Origin of the sequence: Cupriavidus sp. KK10 (genome assembly GCF_018223725.1) — a bacterium.
Taxonomy (GTDB): domain Bacteria; phylum Pseudomonadota; class Gammaproteobacteria; order Burkholderiales; family Burkholderiaceae; genus Cupriavidus; species Cupriavidus necator.
The window spans coordinates 2,041,434-2,059,838 of sequence record NZ_CP073677.1; the positions used below are offsets into that span (position 1 = coordinate 2,041,434).

At 63.2% G+C, this 18,405-nt stretch carries 17 protein-coding genes; 12 read left to right on the top strand and 5 right to left on the bottom strand.

The genetic code is table 11. The features are described 5' to 3' along the window. Positions 1-178: 178 nt before the first annotated feature. Positions 179-412 carry a hypothetical protein gene (locus KB879_RS39290; protein ID WP_249221269.1) on the bottom strand — a complete coding sequence of 78 codons (234 nt, stop codon included), beginning with the start codon at positions 410-412 and terminating at the stop codon, positions 179-181. On the opposite strand from KB879_RS39290, the gene KB879_RS09885 reads away from it, so the two are divergent. Next, positions 411-1,457, top strand: a complete 1,047-nt coding sequence (locus tag KB879_RS09885) for a hypothetical protein (protein ID WP_249221270.1) — start codon at positions 411-413, stop codon at positions 1,455-1,457. The two genes, KB879_RS39290 and KB879_RS09885, sit on opposite strands and share 2 nt — an antisense overlap. A gap of 319 nt (positions 1,458-1,776) precedes the next feature. Here KB879_RS09885 and KB879_RS09890 read toward each other — a convergent pair whose 3' ends face one another. From KB879_RS09890 to KB879_RS09900, 3 genes are all read right to left on the bottom strand, one after another. Then, positions 1,777-2,337: a cysteine peptidase family C39 domain-containing protein gene (locus KB879_RS09890; protein ID WP_211981155.1), complete on the bottom strand. Its 561-nt coding sequence runs from the start codon at positions 2,335-2,337 to the stop codon at positions 1,777-1,779. 349 nt (positions 2,338-2,686) lie between these two features. Next, positions 2,687-3,595 carry a DMT family transporter gene (locus KB879_RS09895; protein ID WP_211981156.1) on the bottom strand — a complete coding sequence of 303 codons (909 nt, stop codon included), beginning with the start codon at positions 3,593-3,595 and terminating at the stop codon, positions 2,687-2,689. 113 nt (positions 3,596-3,708) lie between these two features. After that, a complete protein-coding gene (locus KB879_RS09900) occupies positions 3,709-5,028 on the bottom strand; it encodes an MFS transporter (protein ID WP_013952663.1) in 1,320 nt (439 codons plus the stop codon). A 176-nt stretch (positions 5,029-5,204) separates the two neighbouring features. Between KB879_RS09900 and cyoA the strand changes: the two genes are divergently transcribed. The 9 genes from cyoA (at position 5,205) to KB879_RS09945 (ending at position 15,200) form a co-directional block, all read left to right on the top strand. Then, entirely contained in the window at positions 5,205-6,242 is a 1,038-nt protein-coding gene (cyoA, locus tag KB879_RS09905; RefSeq protein ID WP_153953966.1) for a ubiquinol oxidase subunit II, read from the top strand. Between the two features lie 81 nt (positions 6,243-6,323). After that, the gene (gene cyoB / locus KB879_RS09910; RefSeq protein ID WP_211981157.1) at positions 6,324-8,327 is read left to right on the top strand and encodes a cytochrome o ubiquinol oxidase subunit I; all 2,004 of its coding nucleotides are present in this window, start codon (positions 6,324-6,326) and stop codon (positions 8,325-8,327) included. Then, positions 8,320-8,976: a cytochrome o ubiquinol oxidase subunit III gene (gene cyoC / locus KB879_RS09915; RefSeq protein ID WP_013952666.1), complete on the top strand. Its 657-nt coding sequence runs from the start codon at positions 8,320-8,322 to the stop codon at positions 8,974-8,976. Before cyoB ends, cyoC begins: the two co-directional genes overlap by 8 nt. Then, entirely contained in the window at positions 8,973-9,398 is a 426-nt protein-coding gene (gene cyoD, locus KB879_RS09920) for a cytochrome o ubiquinol oxidase subunit IV (RefSeq protein ID WP_013952667.1), read from the top strand. Before cyoC ends, cyoD begins: the two co-directional genes overlap by 4 nt. A 59-nt stretch (positions 9,399-9,457) precedes the next feature. Next, on the top strand, positions 9,458-10,444 hold the full coding sequence (locus KB879_RS09925) for a hypothetical protein (protein ID WP_211981158.1): 987 nt from the start codon (positions 9,458-9,460) through the stop codon (positions 10,442-10,444). 173 nt (positions 10,445-10,617) lie between these two features. Continuing rightward, positions 10,618-11,610, top strand: coding sequence for a tripartite tricarboxylate transporter substrate binding protein (locus KB879_RS09930; RefSeq protein WP_211981159.1), 993 nt, complete (start codon positions 10,618-10,620; stop codon positions 11,608-11,610). Positions 11,611-11,830: 220 nt separating this feature from the next. Further along, the gene (locus tag KB879_RS09935; RefSeq protein WP_153953964.1) at positions 11,831-12,811 is read left to right on the top strand and encodes a quinone oxidoreductase; all 981 of its coding nucleotides are present in this window, start codon (positions 11,831-11,833) and stop codon (positions 12,809-12,811) included. Positions 12,812-12,882: 71 nt separating this feature from the next. Then, positions 12,883-13,944 (top strand): 3-keto-5-aminohexanoate cleavage protein, encoded by a 1,062-nt coding sequence (locus tag KB879_RS09940; RefSeq protein ID WP_010809758.1) that lies wholly within the window; start codon positions 12,883-12,885, stop codon positions 13,942-13,944. A gap of 260 nt (positions 13,945-14,204) precedes the next feature. After that, positions 14,205-15,200 carry a tripartite tricarboxylate transporter substrate binding protein gene (locus tag KB879_RS09945; RefSeq protein ID WP_153953962.1) on the top strand — a complete coding sequence of 332 codons (996 nt, stop codon included), beginning with the start codon at positions 14,205-14,207 and terminating at the stop codon, positions 15,198-15,200. A 160-nt stretch (positions 15,201-15,360) separates the two neighbouring features. Here KB879_RS09945 and KB879_RS09950 read toward each other — a convergent pair whose 3' ends face one another. After that, a complete protein-coding gene (locus KB879_RS09950; protein WP_211981160.1) occupies positions 15,361-16,272 on the bottom strand; it encodes a TauD/TfdA family dioxygenase in 912 nt (303 codons plus the stop codon). Positions 16,273-16,399: 127 nt separating this feature from the next. On the opposite strand from KB879_RS09950, the gene KB879_RS09955 reads away from it, so the two are divergent. Together KB879_RS09955 and KB879_RS09960 are read left to right on the top strand one after the other, a co-directional pair. Continuing rightward, a complete protein-coding gene (locus KB879_RS09955; protein WP_153953961.1) occupies positions 16,400-17,425 on the top strand; it encodes an AraC family transcriptional regulator in 1,026 nt (341 codons plus the stop codon). A 140-nt stretch (positions 17,426-17,565) separates the two neighbouring features. After that, positions 17,566-18,378 (top strand): GntR family transcriptional regulator, encoded by an 813-nt coding sequence (locus KB879_RS09960; RefSeq protein WP_153953960.1) that lies wholly within the window; start codon positions 17,566-17,568, stop codon positions 18,376-18,378. The last annotated feature ends 27 nt before the right edge of the window (positions 18,379-18,405 follow it).

The following is an 18,405-nucleotide window of genomic DNA, read 5'->3' on the forward strand; positions in this document are numbered from 1 at the left end:
CCATGACCAGTGCCGTGCGCTCCGACATTATCCTGCGCGCCGGTGGCGCGGCGTATTTTCATCCGCGCCGCGGGATGCCATTCCGTATAACCGCGGCCTCGTCCATAGAGCCGATTTTCCATTCCAATTCCGCCAGCTAGATTGACCTCATCGTTGGCGCCGCCAAAGCCATCGAATTTTACGTGCTCAAAAGGCCAAGGAAAAGGGGTCCATCCATGAAACGCATCCACATGAAGCTGGCGGCTTTGCCGCTCGCCTGTCTCGTCATCACGGTCGCAGGTTGCGGGGGAGGCGGGGGCGACTCGACCTCTACCACTGCCGCCACTACAGCACCAGGCACCGGCACGTCAACGTCAACGCCGACGTCACCCACGTCGCCAACAACGCAGACCGCGGCCAGCAGCAGCGCCATGCTGTCGGGTACCACCGATCCCGGGCCCGAGATCGGTAAAGACGGGGACTTCTACCTGAATACCGTGACCTGGATGCTGTTCGGGCCCAAGGCAAACGGCGTGTGGCCGGCAGGGGTTTCGGTGGCGGGTACCGGCAATACCGGCACGGCCGGGAACACCATCCTGTCCGGCTCGGTCGATCCGACCGACAGCGTCGGCAACAATGGCGACTACTACATCAATACCTCCACCTCGACCCTGTTCGGGCCCAAGGCAAACGGCACGTGGCCACCGGGCGTCCCGATGGGTGGCGGCACCGGGTCGGGCACCGGCGGCGGCGTCGTCCTGACGGGCGCGGGGGCGCCAGCCAACAGTGTCGGCAACAATGGCGACTACTACCTCGACACCAACACCTGGACGCTGTACGGGCCCAAGGCCAATGACGTGTGGCCGGCAGGGGTCACGCTGGTCACCCAGCCGGGCGGCAGCGGCGGCACCGGCGGCACCGGTGGCGGCACTGCAGGCAATGGCGGTCACATCCTGTACGGCAGCGGTGCGCCGACCGACGACATCGGCGTCGACGGCGACTTCTATTTCGACACCACGACCTCGACGCTGTACGGTCCCAAGGCGGGCGGAAAGTGGCCGACCTCGGGCGCGACCGCAGGGACAGGCACCGTCTACAACGGCAACTTCAACGTGCCAGACACGCTCAGCCGCGGCCGCTATGCCATGACCGGCGCCGGCGGGGCGGTGCCGTTGCCGACGGACTTCGGCGTCGTGATCCCCTACGATTGCACCAAGGTCACGCTCACTGCCAGCACACTCGGCAAGGTGCAGGGCACGCTGGACATCTCGGTGTACAAGGTGACGGGGTCCGGCGCGTCAGTGACCCTCACGCCCGTCAAGGATCTGAGCTGCAAAGTCACCAACGGCCTGCAGAACTGCAGTGAAGAGGTGCCGGCCGGTACCGTCAGCCACAACGACAAGCTGCAGGTACAGGTCGACAACAACCAGGCCACCGATTGGGGAGGCCTCGCCGTCAACCTCGCCTGCGTCAAGTAAGCCGGTTGGATGGGGCGCGCGTCTGTCTCGGGGGAGGCAGACGCGCGCCTGAGCGGAGGCAGGGCAAATTGTCCTGCCTCCTTTCATTTTTTCCGTGGTGCCTGGCATGTTGAACGACTGCGTGCAGCCCGTTCAGCTTGACCTGTTGCATACCGGGACAGTGCGGATCGGGGAGGGCCCCGGCCGGCCTGATCGATGACGTGGGCCACCGCTACGACGTGCGGTTTCCGCTCAACATGACCTATCGGTGGGGATCTGGCGGAGCAGTTCGGACAACACGTCGGCATCGCCGACATGCTGATGTTTCATCAGCGCCGCGCTAGCCACCAGCGCGGGCCACGTCGTCAGCCGGCAGCCTGCCCCGCAGGCATAGTACCCTGAGCGTCGCGGCAAGTAGCCGCTCCCAACGGCGCCGCCATGATGGCCGCATCGCGTCGACGGGCAACGGGCACGGCTGTGCCGGCTCCGTAGCCGCTGCCACGTCCGCTTGCAGCGCGGGCTGCGCGAAGACGGCGTGCCCGCTGTACTGGGCCAGCAGTTCCTCGCGGCTGACTTCCTGCACCCCACCGCCCCAACCTGGCAGGGCGACGAGAAACCGGCCGTGCTCGCAGCGCTGCAGCAGTACGCACGGCCTGTTCTTGTCCAGCAACAGGATGGCCGGTATCGAGGTATCCGGGATATCGTCGAGCTCGCGTTCCGCCAGCCGGGTTGACAAGCCGGCGCGCGCCGCCGCGGCGCAGAGCAGCGGCAACGTCAGGGCCTGCCCGTCCAGCGGCAGCCCTTCCAGCAGGACCGCTGAAGGCACCGTCCGTTGCAAGGCCCGGTTCAGCAACAGCAGGCAGCCCAACATCGGATCGTCCGCACCCGTGAGCCGGCTCATTGCGGCAGGAGGCTCCCGGCGGCCAGTCACGAAAGACAGGTCGGAAGTGCCGGGATGCACCGCGGGCGTGGTCCTGGGTTGCTGGGTGCGCCGTGGTGGCGCTGATTCAGCTTCGATGTCTTCTGCTGGCGCCTCGCATAGTGCAAGGTCAGCCTGCGCATGTCGCCCGCGCGAATTCCGTTCACCCATGATTCCCCCCGGCTTCAGTGGTGTGAGCTCTACTGCGAGGGTAGTGCACCAGGGAGCGCGAGCCCATCATGCAAACAGGCTAGTGCAGCCGCGGCAAGACTGATTCAGGATTGAAACACCCGGGGCATGCCTGTTCCCTGGCGCGAACCGGCCGGCCCCCTCAACGCCGCTGCGCCAGCCAGATCCCCGCCGCGATCGCGGCCAGCCCCACTGCGTGGTACCAGCGGGGCCAGTCGCCCAGCAGCAGTGTCGACAGCAGGGCGGCGAACACCGGTGTCAGGGTGATAAAGAACACCGGCAACTGAGCGCCCGCGCGGGCGATGGCGCGGTCCCAGGCAAAGTAGGCGAGCAGCGAAGGAATGGTTGCTACATAGAGCAGGATGGCCGCGACCTTGCCGTTCCATTGCAGGGGCTGGTCCAGCGTCATCAGCTCCCATGCTGTCACGGGCGCGCTTGCCAGTACGCCGGTGACGATCTGCGCGAACAGCAGCACGGGCAGGGGCACGGCGGGGCGCTGCTTGCGCAGCAGCCAGGTATAGCCGCTCCAGGCAATGGTGGCGGCCAGCATGAACAGGTCGCCGGCGACCAGGTCCAGCTGGGCGAGCCGGCCCAGCTCGCCGCGTACCAGGACGAAGGTCACGCCGACCATGCACAGCAGCGCTCCGGCGACATGCCATGGCTTCACCCGTTCGCCAAAACAGATCGCGCCGATCACGATCAGAAACAGCGGCGTGGATGCGCCGATCAGCGTCACGTTGATCGGTGTCGATGTAGTCAGCGCCAGGTACTGCAGGGCGTTATAGCTGGCGATCGAAAGCACGCCCAGGGTGGTGATTACGCCGGCGTGCCGGCGCAGTGCCGCGCGGTGCTCGATCACGCCGCGCCAGGCAAAGGGTGCCAGCAGCAGCCCGGCCAGCACCCAGCGCACAGAGTTCAGCGTGATGGGTGGCACCGTGCCGGCGGCCAGGCGGCCGACGATGGCATTGCCGGCCCAGCTCAGGGGCGGGAAGGTAAGCAGGAACAGCGTTGTCCAGTCGATGCGTCCAGTGGTGTTGCTGCTTGCGTGCATGGGGATGGGGCGCTTGTAAAAAAGCGCATTATCCGCCATGCACGGCGCCTGGGCGCCTGGCGCCAAGATCCAGGGGGGAATGTGTCATGGCCTTGCGCAGGCCATGACCGCAGTCATTGGTCAGGTGTCCCGAGCGCGCGGCTGATGCGCAACGCTCCCAGGGTGCCGATCACGCCAGACAGCAGGTAGAGGCTGACCGCCGCCAGGCCGAACAGCGATGACAAGCCCAGCGCCACCAGCGGCGCAAAGGCGGCGCCGAACAGCCAGCCGAAGTCCGTGGTCAGGGCGGCCCCGGTGTAGCGGAAACGGCGTTCGAAGTTTGACGTCACCACGCCCGCAGCCTGCCCGTACGACAGGCCCAGCAGGCCGAATCCGACCAGGATGAAGGTGTCCTGGCCGGTGGCGCCGCCACCGAGCAGCCACGGCGTTGCCAGGCTGAAGATGCCGATCAGCACGGCCATGGCCGCCAGCGTGGTGCGCCGGCCGATGCGGTCCGCGATCCAGCCGGATAGCAGCGTGCCGATGAACGCGATGAAGCCGCCCACGATCTGCACGGCCAGCACGTCAGAGATGTCCTGTGTGCGGTGCAGGATCACCCAGGAGAGCGGGAACACCGTGACAAGGTGGAACAGCGCATAGCTGGCCAGCGCAGCAAAGGCCCCCAGGAAGATGTTGAAGCCTTGCGCGTTCACCATCTGCAAGGTGCTGATCGGCTCCAGCTCGTCTTCTTCGAGCAGCTGCGTGTATTCATGGGTCACCACCAGGCGCAGCCGTGCAAACAGCGCCACGACGTTGATGGCGAAGGCCACATAGAACGGATAGCGCCAGCCCCATTCGATGAATTCAGGCGGGGTCAGGCTGGCATGCAGGAACAGGTACAGCGAACTGGCGATGATAAAGCCGGTGGGCGCGCCGAGTTGGCCCACCATTGCATACCAGCCGCGCTTGTTCTCCGGCGTGTTGAGCGCCAGCAGCGACGGCAGCCCGTCCCACGACCCGCCGAACGCAATCCCCTGCAGGAAGCGGAACAGCGCCAGCAGGTAGATCGACGCGGCACCGATCGACGCGTACGACGGCAGGAACGCAATCCCCACCGTGGCCGTACCGAGCAGGAACAGTGACGCCGTCAGCTTGATGCCCCGGCCCCAACGCCGCTGGATGCGCATGAACAGCGCAGTGCCGAACGGGCGCCCGATGAACGCAAACGAGAAGATCGTGAAACTGTAGAGCAGCCCGGCCAGCTCGCCCGCGAACGGAAAGTAGACCGCCGGGAAGACGAGCACGGAGGCGATGCCGTACACGAAGAAGTCGAAGTACTCCGAGGCGCGTCCGATCACCACCCCGGTGGCGATCTCGGCGGGTGCCACCTGGTGGTGGCCGGGCGCCGGAGGTGCAGTCGGCGATGCGCGATGCTGGTGGGTGAGGCTGGCCATCGTCAAGTCTCCTTCTGGCAGGAGTGCTTCGATACTGCACGTGGAGCCGACCCCATTCGGATGAAATTGGCTCTTAAGTCTCGCACTGACAAGAATAGCGCCTAAACTGCCATAGAAAAACGAAAGGTGATTCACCGGCAGTTTGCCGATATTCCTCAGACGCCACATCCGAGACTATGGGCCGCTTCGACGCTGTAGTGCCGCTAAGACGTGTGCAGGGAAGATTACTGCTTCGGTGTGCCGCCGCAGTCATGCTGGCGTGCCTGGCCGGCTGTAATGCAGTGCTGCTTGCGCCATCAGGAGACATGGCCGTGCGCCAGCGCGACCTGATCATCATCGCCACCTGCCTGATGTTGCTGATCATCGTTCCGGTGATCATCCTCACGCTGCTGTTTGCGTGGCGCTATCGGGAAAGCGCAACCGACGCGCCCTACAACCCCGACTGGGACCACTCCACGGTGCTTGAACTGGCGATCTGGGCCGCGCCGCTGCTGATCATCATCGCGCTGGGCGCCGTGACCTGGGTTAGCACCCACCAGCTCGATCCCTACCGCCCGCTGACGCGGGTCGAACCAGGCAGGCCGGTGCCGGCGGACGTGAAGCCGCTGACGGTGGAGGTGGTGGCGATGGACTGGAAGTGGCTGTTCCTGTATCCCGAGCAGGGCATCGCCACCGTCAACGAGCTGGCTGCACCGGTCGACCGGCCCATCGCTTTCCGCATCACCGCCACCTCGGTGATGAACGCATTCTTCGTCCCGTCGCTGGCCGGCATGGTCTACGCCATGCCCGGCATGGAAACCAAGCTGCATGCCGTGATCAACAAGTCCGGCGTGTATGAAGGCTTCTCCGCCAACTACAGCGGCGCGGGCTTCTCGCACATGCGTTTCAAGTTCCACGGGCTGTCGAGCGAGGACTTCGAGCGCTGGATCCAGCAGGTCAAGTCATCGGGCCAGGGGCTGTCCACGGACACCTACCTCAAGCTCGCGCAGCCCAGCGAGCGTGAAGCGGTGCAACGCTATGCCAGCGTGGCGCCAGGCCTCTACGACCTGATCCTGAACCGTTGCGTGGGCGGCGGGCCGTGCGTGGCAGACACCATGGCGCTTGACCGCAGCCGCGGAAAATTCGACCCGTCCGGCGCGGTCTGCACGGCGCGCAACACCCCGGCCACAGCACCGGTGTTCGCGCGCAATGACGGCCGGGTGCTGCTGCAGTAAGGCGCGGATCCGGATCTTCCCTTGCGGTACTGGCCAGCCCCATCGGCCATGGTTGGTTAATTCAGGCCCCAGGTGACAAACATGCCCGAGCGCTCGGAACTCGCCAATTTGATCTTCGGCCGTCTTTCATGGGAGGCCGTCCCGCTGCATGAACCCATCCTGCTCGGCACCTTCCTCGTGGTGGTGCTCGGCGGGGGCGCATTGGTCGCAGCGCTTACCTACTACCGCCTCTGGGGCTACCTGTGGCGGGAATGGTTCACCAGCATCGACCACAAGAAGATCGGCATCATGTATGTGATCCTGGGCATCGTGATGCTGCTACGGGGCTTTGCCGATGCGGTCATGATGCGCATCCAGCAGGCCGTCGCGTTCGGCGACAACCTTGGCTACCTGCCGCCGCACCACTACGACCAGATCTTTACCGCGCACGGCGTGATCATGATCTTCTTCGTGGCCATGCCGCTGGTCACGGGGTTGATGAACTTCGTCATGCCGCTGCAGATCGGCGCCCGCGACGTGGCCTTCCCGTTCCTGAACAACTTCAGCTTCTGGATGACCACGGGCGGTGCCATCCTGGTCATGATGTCGCTGTTCGTGGGCGAGTTCGCGCGCACCGGCTGGCTGGCCTATCCGCCGTTGTCCGGCATCATCCACAGCCCTGACGTCGGCGTCGACTACTACATCTGGGCGCTGCAGGTGGCCGGGGTAGGGACCTTGCTATCCGGGATCAACCTGCTGGTGACCATCGTCAAGATGCGAGCGCCCGGCATGACGCTGATGCGCATGCCGATCTTCACCTGGACCGCGCTGTGCACCAACGTGCTGATCATCGCCGCGTTCCCGGTGCTGACCGCGGCGCTGGCGCTGCTTGCCCTGGACCGCTACGCCGGCACCAACTTCTTCACCACCGAGCAGGGCGGCAGCGCCATGATGTACGTGAACCTGATCTGGATATGGGGCCATCCGGAGGTGTACATCCTTGTGCTTCCCGTGTTCGGGGTGTTCTCGGAAGTGGTTGCCACGTTCTGCCGCAAGCGCCTGTTCGGGTATGCGTCGATGGTCTACGCCACGGTGGTGATCACCGTGCTGTCGTACCTGGTCTGGCTGCACCATTTCTTCACGATGGGATCGGGTGCCAGCGTCAATTCGTTCTTTGGCATCACCACCATGATCATCTCGATCCCGACAGGTGCCAAGATCTTCAACTGGCTGTTCACGATGTACCACGGCAAGATCCGCTTCGAGCCCCCGATGCTCTGGACCATCGGCTTCATGGTCACGTTCGTGATCGGCGGCATGACCGGCGTGCTGCTGGCGGTGCCGCCCGCTGACTTCTCCTTGCACAACAGCCTGTTCCTGATCGCGCATTTCCACAACGTGATCATCGGCGGCGTGCTGTTCGGCCTGATGGCAGGCATTACCTACTGGTTCCCGAAGGCATTTGGCTATCGCCTGGTCTCGTCCTGGGGCAAGGCATCGTTCTGGTTCTGGCTGGTCGGCTTCTACTTTGCGTTCATGCCGCTGTACTGGCTCGGGCTGCATGGGGTGACCCGGCGCATGAGCCATTTCGAGGATGCAACGTACCAGGTCTGGTTCCAACTGGCTGCGTTCGGCGCCTTGCTGATCGCCATCGGCATCACCTGCTTCCTGGTCCAGCTGGTAGTCAGCTTCATCCACCGTGAGGAGCTTCGCGACCTGACCGGTGATCCGTGGAACGGCCGCACGCTCGAATGGTCGACCTCATCCCCGCCGCCGCAGTACAACTTTGCCTTTACGCCGGTAGTGCACGACACCGACGCCTGGTGGCACATGAAGCAGAATGGCTATGCGCGGCCGCAGCAGGGCTTTATTCCGATCCACATGCCGAAGAACACCGCGGCCGGCATCGTGCTCGCGGGGTTCTCCACGCTCTGCGGCTTCGCGTTGATCTGGCACATCTGGTGGCTCGCGGCGGCAGCGTTCGCGGCGACGATCATCGGCGCGATCATCCATACGTTCAACTACAAGCGCGACTATTACCTCCCGGCCGATCTGGTGATCCAGACCGAGGCGGCGCGCACACAACGGATGGCAGGCCATGGCTGACACGACCTTTCCCAACCATGTGAGTGGCACCGCCGCCGCGGACACGGCGCCGCCGGGCGGCTACCAGTTCTACCTGCCCGAAGACCATCACCCGCAGAACGGGACGCTGCTCGGGTTCTGGCTTTACCTGATGAGCGACTGCCTGATATTCGCGTGCCTGTTCGCCGCGTATGGCGTGCTGGGCCGGGAGTATGCGGGGGGACCGAGCGGGGTAGAGCTGTTCGAGCTGCCGCTGGTGGCGCTGAACACCTCGTTCCTGCTGCTGTCGTCGATCACCTACGGCTTTGCCATGCTGCAGATGCAGCAGAACCGCATCGCCGGCACCCAGATCTGGCTGGCCATCACGGGGGTCTTCGGCGCGGGGTTCCTGGCGGTCGAGCTTTATGAGTTCGCGCACCTGGTCCATGAGGGTGCAGGGCCGCAGCGCAGTGCGTTCCTGACCTCGTTCTTCGCGCTCGTCGGCACCCACGGGCTGCACGTGACGTGCGGCATCATCTGGCTGATCGTGCTGATGACCCAGGTGGCGCAGCACGGGCTGATTACGGCCAACAAGCGCAGGCTGATGTGCCTGTCGATGTTCTGGCACTTTCTCGACGTCGTCTGGATCGGCGTCTTTACCTTCGTCTACCTGATGGGAGCGTTGCCATGAGCGCGCACGACGAAACGCTGGACAGCCACGGACACAGCCATGGACATGACGAGGAAGTGGGGCCGCACGCCACGCTGGGCGGCTATCTGACGGGCTTCGTGCTGTCCGTCTTCCTGACCGCCATCCCGTTCTGGCTGGTGATGGGAAAGGTGTTCGACAAGTCGTCCACCACCGCCATCGTCATCCTGCTGATCGGCGCCGTGCAGATCGTGGTGCACATGATCTACTTCCTGCACATGAACGCCAGGTCGGAGGGCGGCTGGAACATGCTCTCGCTGATGTTCACGCTGGTGCTGGTGGTGATCACGCTGACGGGTTCGCTATGGGTGATGTTCCACCTGAACAGCAACATGATGCCGACCATGCAGCATGAGCGCACGACAGACGCCGGCACGGCGATCGTGCCGCCCAGGACCAAGTAGGCACGGGCCCGCAGCGGCGGGAATGGATTCCCGCCTCGTTCCCGTTCACGGGGCCTGGCATGCGCGCAACGCGCCTGGTCGCGACCCTGTGCCTGGCGCTGCTTTCCGTGCCGGCTTGCGCGCAGCGGCTGGCCGTGGAGGTCGAGAACTTCAGCACGCCAGGCCCTTGTGCGGAAGAAGACAATGTCTCGTTCGCTCTGTCCGCCGCCGCGGTTGCCAGGTTCCGGATCCAGGCATTGCATCCCCCCTACGTCAACGCCATCCGCATTGACAGCTCCGCGCCGGATTTCTCCGGGTGCAACTTCGGCAAGACGCCTCACCCGACTGATCCGCGCCATGTCTTCGTGCCGCGCACGGTCATCCTTCATGACGACAGGAACATTGCCATTGTCGGCATCACGTTCGCCAGCTTCTGGCGGCCACATCGGGTCCCGGTCACGGTAGCGGGCAGGGCCGATGCCGGCTTTCACCTGATCCAGGTGTTCCGGAAATCCGGCCGGACGCGTACCGAGGTCCTGGTGCTCTATCCCGCCGATGGCTACTGGCGGGCGAAACCGTTGCCGGCCCGCAATCTGGGTGTCAATGCATATGGCTCTTCGTTCTTGCTGGGGCCGGTAGAGCAGGAAGGGCGCCCGGTGGTCAACATCGTGCGGATAGAAATCGAGCCGCAACCCTTGGCCTTCAGGCTGCATTTCACGGAAGGAGGCCAGGCAACGGTCACGATCACTGAAATCAGCGACATCCGTACGGCGCTCGATGTCCGGTTCCTTCCGGCCCATGACGCCAAACGTCCGTTTGCGATGCTGCGTTCCATGTATGTTGCCGACGACAATGCAGACGCGAGCGAAGTCTCCTGGACCACCGGGCCGGCTGGTGAGGCCATCAGGAAGCCAGTGATGGCCGTCACTTCAATGCAGGCGACCGCGGTGAGATTCGGCCGTACGGTCCGGTCGCGTCACAACACCAGTGCCCCCGATTTGATGTTCGACGCCTTCGAAGCGCCTCCGACGGAGGGCACGACGCCAATGGGAAAGAGCCCGGACTGAGTCGATTCCGGCACCTTACGACAAGCCAATATATTCATGTCGACAATAAAAATTACGACTGCTATGATTGGGCGCTCGATAGCCTGAGCCGTTAGAAATCGCTTGCCGCACGGTGGTGCGGGCTGGCATCAGTTTTCAGGCTGGGAAATTGTCGAAAGAACATGGGGACGACGATGTCATCACTGAAAGAGCTGCTCGCCATCACATTGTGCGCCGGGGCAATCATTGCCCTGGGCGCACCGGGGCCCGTGCAGGCACAGGAAGCCTGGCCCGCGCGCCCGATTCAAATGATCGTTCCGTCGTCTCCCGGGTCGGGAACCGACGCGCTGGCGCGGGCCATGGCGCAACGCCTTTCCGAATCACTGAAGCAGGCTGTGGTCGTGGAGAACCGGCCGGGCGGCAGCGGGGTGATCGGGACCAATGCCGTCCTCAAGGCGGCGCCGGACGGCTACACGATTCTCTACACAACGGCATCCAACATGGTGGTTGCGCCGGCCGTCATGAAGTCCGTTTCCCAGGAGGCAAGGAAGAGCCTCGTGCCGATCGCGCAGACAGCCGCGGGTGGGGTGTTGCTGCTGGTTAGCCCGGATCTGCCGGTGCACGACTTGCCAGGACTCATCGAGCTGGTGAAGGCGAATCCGGACAAGTACAGCTATGGCAGCTGGGCCACCGGCTCGTCCGCGCACTTGACGATGGAATGGCTGAAGAAGCAGACCGGCATGAAGACCGAGCACGTCGCATATCGGACATCCAGTCAACTGCTCACTGAGCTTTCCTCGGGGGTGCTGAAGATCGGCTGGACCGATTCCAGCGTGGCGGTTCCGTTCCTGCGTTCGGGGAAGGTGCGTGGCATTGCCATTGTCGGCAACGTGCGCTCGCCACAGCTTGCCAACGTCAAGACGATGAGTGAACAGGGCTATAAGTTCAATACGGTGGGATGGTTCGGCATGTTCGCGCCGGCCGGAACCAGTCCGGCGATCGTGAAGCGGCTGGCAGATGAGGCCAACAAGGTGCAGGCATTGCCGGAGATCGCGGCGCTGATGAAGAGACTGAACTTCGAGCCACCTCCGGTAAAGACCTCCGCGCAGTTGGGCGAGATCGTCCGGAACGATCTGCAAGTCTGGACGAAGATCGCCAACGACGCAGGGATCAAGGTCGACGAATAGGAGCTGGCGCACCTGCGCCAGCGGATCCTTGTCACAAGAAGGAAAGTTCAAGGCGTGCAAGGTAAAGCGGAACGTTGCGCCTTGCCAGATGATTCAATCGTCGCGAAAGACACTCAGACATCAACCGATCCACTGCGTCACCAAATCGGTCTGTCCTTTGGCGAATTCAAGCGGCGATCCGCAGGTGAACGGTCATATTCGATAGAGCACAGGAGACGACATGGCAAAACTCGTTAAGTTTTATGAAACAGGCGGACCCGACGTCCTTCGTTTTGAAGACGGCAGCGTTGGTGAGCCCGGACCGGGGGAGGTCCGCGTCCGCCACGTGGCGGCAGGCCTGAACTTTGCCGATACCTATTTCCGCAGCGGCACTTACAAGGTTCCGCTGCCCAGCGGCATCGGCAACGAGGCTGCTGGCGTGATCGAGGCCGTCGGTGCCGGCGTTAGCCATCTGGCGGTCGGGGACCGTGTGACCTATACGGGATTTACCAACACGCTGGGCGCCTACAGCACGGACCGGCTGATCTCTGCCGATCCGCTGATCAAGCTGCCGGAGGCAATCAGTTGCGAAGTCGCGGCGGCCATGACGATGCGGGGCTTGTCAGCGGCCTACCTGATGCGCCGGATCTACCCCTTCAAGGCGGGCGACTCCATCCTGCTGCATGCCGCGGCAGGTGGTGTTGGCCTGATTGTTTCGCAGTGGGCCAAATTGCTGGGGCTGACGGTGATCGGCACGGTTTCCACCGATGCCAAGGCCGAAGTGGCGCGCGCCCACGGCTGTGACCACACCATCAACTACAGCCATGAGGACGTGGCCAAGCGCGTGCGGGAACTGACGGACGGCGTGGGCGTGAACGTGGTCTTCGACAGCGTGGGCAAGGACACCTTCATGTCCTCGCTGGACTCCCTCAAGCGCCGCGGCTTGCTGGTGTGCGTGGGTTTCGCCTCCGGCCCGGTCACCGGGTTCGATCCGGCAATTCTGGCCCGCAAAGGCTCGGCATTCCTGACGCGCCCGGGCCTGGCCGACTATATCGCCGATCCTGCCGAGAAGGCGGAACTGGTAGGTGAGCTGTTCGGCCACGTGGCGGCTGGCCGCATCCGCATCGGGATAAATCAGCGCTATGCCCTGGAGGATGCAGTGCAGGCACACCGGGACCTGGAGTCTCGAAAGACCACCGGCTCGTCGATTTTCGTGATTTGACAGCACGACGCAGCTCTCTCATCCAATTCGACATTCTCAAGATTCACATCTCAACCCGGAGATCCATCAACATGAACTTCCTTGACGGCCACCTGTATCCCGAGAACCAGCAGCCTCTGATCATCACCGCCGCTCCCTATGCGCCGGGCTGGATCCCGTCAGACTTCCCGGAAGATATCCCTGTCACCATGGCGGATCAGATCCAGAAGGCGGTGGATTGCTACGAAGCCGGTGCGAGAGTGCTGCATCTGCACGTGCGCGAAGAGGACGGCAAGGGCAGCAAGCGCCTGTCCAAGTTCAATGAGCTGATCGCCGGCGTGCGCAAGGCCTGTCCCGAGATGGTCATCCAGGTGGGAGGCTCTATCAGCTTCGCGCCTGAAGAGGGCCAAGGCGCCAAATGGCTTAGCGATGACACGCGGCATATGCTGGCCGAACTCGATCCGAAGCCCGACCAGGTGACGGTGACCGTCAACACCTCGCAGATGAATGTGACGGAGCATGCTGGTGTGGATGATTTCAAGGGACTGTCGCGAGGGTTCGCGCACCTCTACGATACCTACAAGGACATGGTCGTGCCCTCGAATCCCAGCTGGTTCGAGGAGCACGTTCGACGTCTGACCGCCGCCGGAATTCAGAGTGAGTTTCAGTGCTACAACATCAACAGCTTTGAAACGATTGAGCGGATGATTCGCCGCGGCGTCTACAAGGGCCCGCTGGTGATGAACTGGGTGGCTATCAGCGGCGGCATGGATCAGGCGAACATCTACAACCTGGCAAATATTCTGCGAGCTGTGCCGGACGGAGCCGTGGTAACGGTGGAGAGTTCGGTGCTGAATGTGCTTCCCATCAACATGATCGGCATGGCCTTGGGCCTGCATGTGCGGTGCGGCATCGAGGACGTACTCTGGAACCAGACCCGCACGGGAAAGATGAGCACCGTCGAACAGATCAAGCAGCTGGTGCGTATCGCCGGCGAATTTGGTCGCCCCATCGCGACGGCGCAGCAGACCCGGGAGATCTTGCAGCTTGGGGTCTTCTACGACACGGTGGAAGAGACGCTTCAGAAGAATGGCTTCGCACCCAATCGTAACGGTGGCCACCAGGGCTTCCTGCGCAAGGCCGAATGCATGTAAAGAGCCCTGGGGGGGACTGATGGCCGGGCATCCTCGACCCACCATGTGATTGCCGAAGGCGGGACCCGCGACGGTATGGGTCCCGTTCTTTCGCCTTGCTGCCGTGGACCCTCAAGACCTCGATCGCCGTGTGGCCGATGCTGCGAGCAGGGTTTTCCCTCTGTTTGCGCGAAACGACAACAACTTGTCGTGATCGGTCAAGCCGGTTGACGCGGGGCGATCCGAGAATGGAGAAATGACGGCAATCAAGAGGTACAGACATGAGGAAGCGGACCAATAACTTATGGTGGCGCGGATACGCCTTGGCGATCGGAGTTGGTGTCGTCGGCGGGATGCCCGTGGCTCAGGCCCAGGAGGATTGGCCAAGCAAGCCGATCCGCCTGGTGGTTGGAGGGCCTGCCGGCGGCAGCGCCGACGCCTTGGCGCGGCTGCTGGCGGAAGGCCTGCAGAAGGCATGGAGCAAGCCGGTTATCGTAGAAAACAAGCCTGGTGCCGCCGGCGCGCTGGCGATCAGCGATTTGCAGGCCACCGGCAAGGATGGTCATACCCTTCTGGTCATCCAGGGCGGCGTCGTGAGCGAAGCGCCGTTGGCCTACAAGGTCCATTACAAGCCCTTTGCCGACCTGAAGCCCCTGGCCCAGGTCAGCCGGACGGGGTTGGTGCTGGTTGCCAACAAGGATGTGCCTGTATCCAACCTGAAGCAGTTGGTGGACTACGGCAAATCGCAAAAGGACGGCCTGGTTTTCGCGTCTTACGCTGCGGGATTGAGGGGCCACACCTCGGGCATACTGCTCGGGCAACTCACCCACGTGCCAATGCGGCATGTTGGCTACAAGGGCTCGCCTCCGGCGTTGAACGACCTGATGGGCGGCCACGTGCCGCTGATGTTCGATGGGGTGACTACCTCATTGCCGCTGATCAAGGCGGGAAAGATCAAAGCGATTGCGGTGGCCTATCCAAGCCGAATTTCCGCATTGGCGGATGTGCCTACGTTCAAGGAGCTCGGCTACCCGCAGCTGGCGCAGGCAGGCTGGTTCGCCGTGTGGTCGCGCCCGGATGTCGCTCCGGCAGTCCAGCAAAAAATCCGCGAGGCGACGCTGGCGTACTTCAAGCAACCCGGGGTGCAGAACCGCGTCAAGGATATGGGCATGGAGCAGGGGAATGCCGTCACCTCGGAAGAGATGATGGCGGACCTGAAGCAGGCATACCAGCAACAGGCCGCGCTGCTGAAGTCCATAAACTACCAGCCAGAGTAATACGGCAGTCACCTGGCCGCGCAACTGGCTGGGTGACTACCGGTGCGGCAGGCCCCTAGTGAAGCCCGATCACGAGCGTTTGCGCATGAACGCTTCGGCCTGCGGCCACTCGCCATAGCCAAAAGCGGGGTTCAGATGCCCGACCGATCACGTCGATCTTTCAGTAAGTCGCGTCACCGATGATGGCGGTGCGCTCCATCTTCCGGTGGCACGGGGGGTAATCCATCACTGCGTAGTGCTGGGTTGAACGGTTGTCCCAGAACGCAACGCTGTTTTTCTTCCAGCGGAAACGCACCTGGTATTCGGGGATGGTAGCCTGGCTGACCAGGTAGTTCAGCACATTGGCGGCACCCGGCGCCTTGTCGATGCCGAAGCGCACGTTGTCGGGCACGTTGTAATTGGTGAAGTGCGTCGTAAAGCTTCCGTTGACGAACAGGATCTTCTCTCCGGTTTCAGGATGGGTGCGCACAACCGGGTGCTCGGCATCCGGGAACTGAGCCTTCAGTGCAAGACGCTTTTCGATCGGCATGGCGGCACCGAAGCTGGCCTCGATGCCGTGGCGCGCGCGTAATGCGGCGATCTTCGTCTTGATCTCCTCGGGCAACTGGTTATAGGCCTCGACCATGTTGACCCACATCGTGTCGCCGCCCACGGGCGGGCACTCGATACAGCGCAGCACGCAGCCTAGCGGTGGCTTTTCGCGCCAGGTGGCATCGGTATGCCAGGAATTCTCGTTACGATCGGGAGGACTGTCCGGGGTTTTGTAGATCTGAACCAGTCCCGGGTAATCGGGATGGCTGCCCACCACCGGATGGTCCTCCAGCTCGCCAAAGCGGCGTGCAAAGGCCACGTGCTGCGCGCGCGTGATGTCCTGGTCGCGGAAGAACAGCACGCGATGCTTCAGGAGCAGGGCACGGATTTCCGCCATCTGTTGGTCGTCTTCGGCAGCCGCACCGAGGTTGACGTTGCTGAGCTCCGCACCGATCGTGCAAGTGACTTGCTCGACCTGGATCGAATTGCCCAGAGAGGTTGCGCGGACCACCGCGGGTGCCGCTTTGAGGCGCTGAATCATGAACACTGTCTCCTATTGTCGATTAGGCCAATCGATCCTTGCGAGTCTGGATGTGACGGGTTTCTCCCGCTTGACAGTACATGACTGGGATTTATCATTCCATGTCAATGTTCTACTCTGACCGCCAATGTCTTCACTAGTCCGCGCTGCGGCCCTCACCAACTACAGCGAGGTCGCTCGAACCGCCGGACTGGACCCGGTGCGGATGCTCCTTGACGCGGGGTTAAGTCCGAGCGTGCTGCGCGAGCCGGACCTCATGATTCCGGTGGAGCGTGTCGGACGATTGCTGCAGGCGTCAGCAACCCTGTCTGGCAACGAGAGTTTCGGACTGTGCATGGCCGAGTCGCGGCTGTTGTCGAATCTTGGGGCCGTAGGATTGCTGATCCGCGACCAGGCGACGCTGCGCGACTCGCTTCGCATGCTGATGCGCTATCAGGCGTTGCTCAACGGTGCGCTGTCGCTGGCGGTAGAGGAGTGCGGTGAACTGGTCATTATTCGCGAGGCGGTCATCGCTGGCAGTGCACATCAGCCCACGCGCCAAAGGGTTGAACTGGCACTGGGGGTAATGGTGCGGCTGATACGCCAGCTTCTCAAGCCCGACTGGGAGCCGCGGCGTGTATGCTTTGAGCACCCGGCGCCGCGGGACCTTAGTACGCACCACCGGTTTTTTGGCCCTTGCGTCGAGTTCGACTATGAATTCAACTGCATCATCTGCGCGAAGGCCGATCTCGACGCACGCAACCCGTCTGCCGATCCGGCCATGGCGCGCTACGCGCAGCAGCTGATAGACGCGTCTGTCATCTCGCAGCAGGCGACCATGCTTGAGGACGTGCGGCGCATTGTCCTGCTGCTGTTGCCCAGCGGACGTTGCAGCATCGAGCAGGTGGCGGACCACCTGGGCGTGGTGTGCCGCACGGTCCAGCGCCGGCTGGCGGAGGAGGGGCAGAGCTTCTCGTCGATCGTCAACGACATCCGCACGGAACTCGCCGCGCGTCATGTCGTCGAAAGCGATCGCCCGTTGACCGAGGTGGCGACGCTACTCGGTTTTTCCGCGCCGAGCGGATTCTCGCGCTGGTATCACGCGCAATTTGGTTGCAGCCCCAAGGAGAGCCGGGCCACACGCGGCACAGTGCGCCGAAAGACGACTGCTTAGCCTGCACCGACCGAAATGCCACGCCCGGCCATCCGCCCGATACGCCACGTAAGGTAAGATCTTGGACGCTGCGAGCGGTGCAGCGCCGATCGAGGGCAACACCCGACCGGTTCCCCAATAATCGGAAGGATTTACCCCTCATGGGCAGACTCAAGACTACCAACACGCCAGAACTGCAGTTGCTGCTTGCGCCGCAAACACCGCAGAATCCGGTCACGCTGGCGGTCGAGCAGGCGCTTATGCATGGACGCGATTGGTCGGCATCCGTTGCTGACCAGATTGCGGTGCGGCTGGCGGGACTGATTACGATCGACGTGATCCACGCAGGCCAACGCCTGCTTGAGAAAGACATCAGCGAGGTCCTGGAGGTCAGCCGTGCTCCAGTGCGCGAGGCCTTGCGCATCCTGGAGCGGGAGCGGCTGATCGAGTTCCGCGCTCGGCGCGGCGCCATTGTCACCGAGCCCAATGCCCAGGATCTGCGGGATATCTACGTCGTGCGGGACGCACTGTTTGCCATTCTGCTCAGGCAGCTGATGGAAGAGCGCGCGGACGCGCTTGATGCGTTATTCGAGCAATTCATGCCGCGGCTCGGCAAGGCCGTCGAGGAATCCGTGGACGCCTATATCAGCGTGACCTTCCTGGCGAACATGGCCATGGCAGACCTGTCGAGCAACCGGCTGGTCGGGGAGCTGCTGAACTCCATCTCGCTGCGGGTCCTGCGCTATGTGCGGTTGGGGCTCGCCTCCCGTCCCGGGTCGCTGGAGAATTCCTTCAAGACCTGGCGTGCCCTGCAGCGCGCCGTAACCAGGCGGGATATCGATGCGGTCCTGGAGACCGCTCACAAGCGCATCGGAAACTCCCGCGAAGCCGCCATCCGTGCACTGGCATCCGGCGTCCAGAAAGGCAAGGCCGGCCCTGCCGGCCATGGCGCTGTGCCAGCAAGCGCTTTCTGAGTCCGCGCGGGCAGGACTGCCCGCTAT